The following is a 5,398-nucleotide window of genomic DNA, read 5'->3' on the forward strand; positions in this document are numbered from 1 at the left end:
AAAAGATATAAAAAGTGGTTGACGCGAATCGGCTGAGCCGATAGACATCTCCCCGCCGCACAGAGCAGTGCTCGCCGCGGTCTTTGAAAAAAGATTTTTAAAGCGCTTGACGCGGTGATTGAAATTTGTTTTTCTACTCATCCGCGCACTCGTTTTGTAGCTTTTCGGAGCTTGAACGAAGCGATCGAAAAAAGATTTTTGAAAATAAGTGTTGACTGGCTGAATTCATTCAGCTAGAAACGCTTCTCCGCTAAGCGGAAACGCGAAGGCGACTTGGTCTTTGACAATTAAATAGCGAATCAAAGTAATCTTGAAAGACAGCTTTGTGTACTGGCGATAAGCTAGTTCACAATAAAATATTATCAAACTGGAGAGTTTGATTCTGGCTCAGATTGAACGCTGGTGGCGTGCTTAACACATGCAAGTCGAGCGAGAAAGCTTCTTCGGAAGTGAGTAGAGCGGCGCACGGGTGAGTAACGCGTGGATAATCTACCTAGAAGACTGGGATAACAGTTGGAAACGACTGCTAATACCGGATACGTCCTTGTTTTATTTCAAGGGGAAAGATGGCCTCTGTTTCATGCTTTCACTTCTAGATGAGTCCGCGTTCCATTAGCTTGATGGTGGGGTAACGGCCTACCATGGCGACGATGGATAACTGGTCTAAGAGGATGATCAGTCACACTGGGACTGGAACACGGCCCAGACTCCTACGGGAGGCAGCAGTGGGGAATATTGCGCAATGGGGGAAACCCTGACGCAGCGACGCCACGTGAGGGATGAAGGTTTTCGGATCGTAAACCTCTGTCAGAAGGGAAGAAACTAGGTTGGTACAATATGCCAGTCTACTGACGGTACCTTCAAAGGAAGCACCGGCTAACTCCGTGCCAGCAGCCGCGGTAATACGGAGGGTGCAAGCGTTAATCGGAATTACTGGGCGTAAAGCGTGCGTAGGTGGTTTACCAAGTCAGGTGTGAAAGCCCACGGCTCAACCGTGGAATTGCACTTGAAACTGGTAAACTAGAGTCCTGGAGAGGGTAGTAGAATTCCCGGTGTAGGAGTGAAATCCGTAGATATCGGGAGGAATACCAGTGGCGAAGGCGACTACCTGGACAGTGACTGACGCTGAGGTACGAAAGTGTGGGGAGCAAACAGGATTAGATACCCTGGTAGTCCACACTGTAAACGATGGATACTAGATGTCGGGTGGCAACATTCGGTGTCGTAGCTAACGCATTAAGTATCCCGCCTGGGGAGTACGGTCGCAAGGCTGAAACTCAAAGAAATTGACGGGGGCCCGCACAAGCGGTGGAGTATGTGGTTTAATTCGATGCAACGCGAAGAACCTTACCTGGGTTTGACATCCTGCGAATCTCTCAGAGATGAGAGAGTGCCCTTCGGGGAATGCAGTGACAGGTGCTGCATGGCTGTCGTCAGCTCGTGCCGTGAGGTGTTGGGTTAAGTCCCGCAACGAGCGCAACCCCTATTGTTAGTTGCTAACAGGTGATGCTGAGCACTCTAGCGAGACTGCCCGGGTTAACCGGGAGGAAGGTGGGGACGACGTCAAGTCATCATGGCCCTTACGCCCAGGGCTACACACGTACTACAATGGTGCAGACAATGGGCAGCTACGCCGCGAGGCCAAGCGAATCCCAAAAACTGCATCCCAGTCCGGATTGGAGTCTGCAACTCGACTCCATGAAGTTGGAATCGCTAGTAATCCCGGATCAGCATGCCGGGGTGAATACGTTCCCGGGCCTTGTACACACCGCCCGTCACACCACGAAAGTTGGTTTTACCCGAAGTCGTCGAGCTAACCCTTGGGAGGCAGGCGCCGACGGTAGGGCCGATAATTGGGGTGAAGTCGTAACAAGGTAGCCGTAGGGGAACCTGCGGCTGGATCACCTCCTTTTAAGGACAAAATCTTTGATTCGCTATTTAATTGCAAGGAACAATCGCCTTGCAAGATAAGTCGGGTACCTGGATAGGGCCTATAGCTCAGTTCTGGTTAGAGCGCACGCCTGATAAGCGTGAGGTCGATGGTTCAAGTCCATCTAGGCCCACCATCACTTGCGAAAGTGGGGGTGTAGCTCAGCTGGGAGAGCACCTGCTTTGCACGCAGGGGGTCATCGGTTCGATTCCGTTCACCTCCACCATTAACAAGTGGAAGAACGCCGACTTATATTGATCTTTGAAAGTTGAATAGGGAATGTGATTTGTGATCTTTAGTTTAAGATACTAAGGGCAAACGGTGGATGCCTTGGCGCTAAGAAGCGATGAAGGACGTGATAGGCTGCGAAATTCGACGGTGAGTCGCCAAATAGACTTTGACCCGTCGGTGTCCGAATGGGGAAACCCAGCTGGAGTTATGTCCAGTTACTGCCTGGCTGAATACATAGGCCTTGCAGAGCGAACCCGGTGAAGTGAAACATCTCAGTAGCCGGAGGAATAGAAATCAAACGAGATTCCCAAAGTAGCGGCGAGCGAAATGGGATTAGCCCAAACCGTGCAGTTTCGACTGTGCGGGGTTGTAGGGCCGTCCATAAGTGATTCATAATTAGATAGGGGAACAAGCTGGGATGCTTGACCATAGAGAGTGAAAGTCTCGTACCTGAAGTCGAAAGTGACACGGACGGTTCCTGAGTACCGCGGGACACGAGAAACCCCGTGGGAACCTGGGAGGACCATCTTCCAAGGCTAAATATTACTTAGCGACCGATAGCGAACTAGTACCGTGAGGGAAAGGTGAAAAGTACCCCTGTGAGGGGAGTGAAATAGTACCTGAAACCGTTTGTCTACAAGCAGTGGGAGTGGACTTTGTTCCACAACCGCGTGCCTTTTGCATAATGGGCCAGCGAGTTAATCTATTGTGCGAGGTTAAGCCGAAAGGTGTAGCCGAAGCGAAAGCGAGTCTGAATAGGGCGCCAGTACAATGGATTAGACCCGAAGCTAGGTGATCTATCCATGAGCAGGCTGAAGCTTAGGTAAAACTGAGTGGAGGGCCGAACCGTTGTAAGTTGAAAATTGCTCGGATGACTTGTGGATAGGGGTGAAAGGCCAATCAAACCTAGTGATAGCTGGTTCTCTCCGAAATATATTGAGGTATAGCCTCAGACTGAGATTTGCGGAGGTAGAGCACTGACAGGGCTAGGGGGCTTACCAGCTTACCAACCCCTATCAAACTCCGAATGCCGTAAATTTTGTCTGGGAGTCAGACTGCGGGTGCGAAGGTCCGTGGTCGAAAGGGAAACAGCCCAGACCGACAGCTAAGGTCTCCAAATATGTGCTCAGTGGGAAAGGTGGTAGAGTTGTTTAGACAGCCAGGAGGTTGGCTTAGAAGCAGCCATCCTTTAAAGAAAGCGTAATAGCTCACTGGTCTAATGACTCCGCGCCGAAAATGTAACGGGGCTAAGCACATTACCGAAGCTTCGGGTTCACGATTTATCGTGAGCGGTAGGAGAGCGTTCTCACAGCGTTGAAGGTGAAGGCGTAAGCCACGCTGGAGATGTGAGAAGTGAATATGCTGGCATGAGTAACGATAAAGGAAGTGAGAAACTTCCTCGCCGTAAATCCAAGGTTTTCTGGGTAAAGGTAATCTGCCCAGAGTTAGTCGGCCCCTAAGGTGAGGCAGAAATGCGTAACTGATGGGAAACAGGTTAATATTCCTGTACCTCGTAAAGTGTGCGATGGAGGAACGCAGGAGGATAGCTCATCCGGGTGTTGGATATCCCGGTGTAAGCAAGTAGGCTTGAGGAATTGGTAAATCCGTTCTTCTTATGGCTGAGATGCGATGCCGTGACCGCAAGGTCTGAAGTGAGTGAGTCCATGCTGCCAAGAAAAGCTTCTAAGTTTAGCTTTACGAGACCGTACCGTAAACCGACTCAGGTGGATGGGGTGAGTAACCCAAGGCGTTTGAGATAACTCTGGCTAAGGAATTCGGCAAAATGACCCCGTAAGTTCGCAATAAGGGGTGCTCCTAAGGGTTAACAATTTACTTGCTAAGCCCTCGGGAGCCGCAGATAAATGGGGGGGGCGACTGTTTACTAAAAACATAGGGCTCTGCGAAGTCGTAAGACGACGTATAGGGCCTGACGCCTGCCCGGTGCTGGAAGGTTAAGGGGAGATGTTAGTCTTTGACGAAGCATTGAACCGAAGCCCCAGTAAACGGCGGCCGTAACTATAACGGTCCTAAGGTAGCGAAATTCCTTGTCGGGTAAGTTCCGACCTGCACGAATGGCGTAACGATCTCCCCACTGTCTCGGCCAGAGACTCAGTGAAATTGAATTGGCGGTGAAGATGCCGTCTACCCGCAGCAAGACGGAAAGACCCTGTGCACCTTTACTACAGCTTGACATTGGATTTTGGATTAACATGTGTAGGATAGGTGGGAGGCTTTGAAGTCGGCACGCTAGTGTCGGTGGAGCCATCCTTGAAATACCACCCTTGTTAATTTAAGGTTCTAATCCGATACCGTTATCCGGTTCGGAGACAGTGTCTGGTGGGTAGTTTGACTGGGGCGGTCGCCTCCCAAAGAGTAACGGAGGCGCGCAAAGGTTCCCTCAGGCTGATTGGAAACCAGCCGTTGAGTGCAAAGGCATAAGGGAGCTTGACTGTAAGAGAGACATCTCGAGCAGGAACGAAAGTTGGTCTTAGTGATCCGGTGGTCCCGCATGGAAGGGCCATCGCTCATCGGATAAAAGGTACGCCGGGGATAACAGGCTGATCGCGTCCAAGAGTTCACATCGACGACGCGGTTTGGCACCTCGATGTCGGCTCATCACATCCTGGGGCTGGAGCAGGTCCCAAGGGTTCGGCTGTTCGCCGATTAAAGTGGTACGCGAGCTGGGTTTAAAACGTCGTGAGACAGTTTGGTCCCTATCTGCTGTGGGCGTAGGAGATTTGAGGAGGCTTGCCCCTAGTACGAGAGGACCGGGGTGAACGAACCTCTGGTGTTTCAGTTGTCGCGCCAGCGGCACTGCTGAGTAGCTATGTTCGGAAAGGATAACCGCTGAAAGCATCTAAGCGGGAAGCCCGCTCCAAGATTAGATCTCCCTGAACTTCGGTTCCTAAAGACCCCTTGAAGACGACAAGGTTGATAGGCTAGATGTGTAAGCACAGCGATGTGTTCAGCTAACTAGTACTAATAGGTCGTGCGTCTTAAATTGATCACAAATCCTTCCCTATTTTGACTATATATTACCAAGATATTTGTCTTGGCGACCATAGAGAAAGGGGTACACCCGTTCCCATTCCGAACACGGAAGTTAAGCCTTTCATCGTCGATGATACTGCTGAGGAGTCAGTGGGAAAGTAGACCGTTGCCAAGACTCTCTTTTAAAGAGCCTACATACATCTGTAGGCTCTTTTTTTTTGCCCTCTCTCATGGGTGGGTGGGGGA

2 tRNA genes and 3 rRNA genes are annotated in these 5,398 nt (G+C 50.7%); all 5 read left to right on the forward strand.

What is annotated here, in order from left to right:
- Positions 1 to 364 precede the first annotated feature (364 nt).
- The 5 genes from B5D23_RS14845 (at position 365) to rrf (ending at position 5,327) form a co-directional block, all read left to right on the forward strand.
- Positions 365 to 1,912: ribosomal RNA gene (locus B5D23_RS14845) — 16S ribosomal RNA — on the forward strand.
- Between the two features lie 75 nt (positions 1,913 to 1,987).
- Positions 1,988 to 2,066, forward strand: a tRNA-Ile gene (locus B5D23_RS14850).
- A 14-nt stretch (positions 2,067 to 2,080) separates the two neighbouring features.
- Positions 2,081 to 2,156 (forward strand) — tRNA-Ala (locus B5D23_RS14855).
- A 72-nt stretch (positions 2,157 to 2,228) separates the two neighbouring features.
- A 23S ribosomal RNA gene (locus tag B5D23_RS14860) occupies positions 2,229 to 5,165 on the forward strand.
- Between the two features lie 47 nt (positions 5,166 to 5,212).
- A 5S ribosomal RNA gene (rrf, locus tag B5D23_RS14865) occupies positions 5,213 to 5,327 on the forward strand.
- The 16S, 23S and 5S rRNA genes sit together here with 2 tRNA genes alongside, the layout of an rRNA operon.
- The last annotated feature ends 71 nt before the right edge of the window (positions 5,328 to 5,398 follow it).

The organism is Desulfobaculum bizertense DSM 18034, assembly GCF_900167065.1.
In the GTDB taxonomy this organism is placed as follows: domain Bacteria; phylum Desulfobacterota; class Desulfovibrionia; order Desulfovibrionales; family Desulfovibrionaceae; genus Desulfobaculum; species Desulfobaculum bizertense.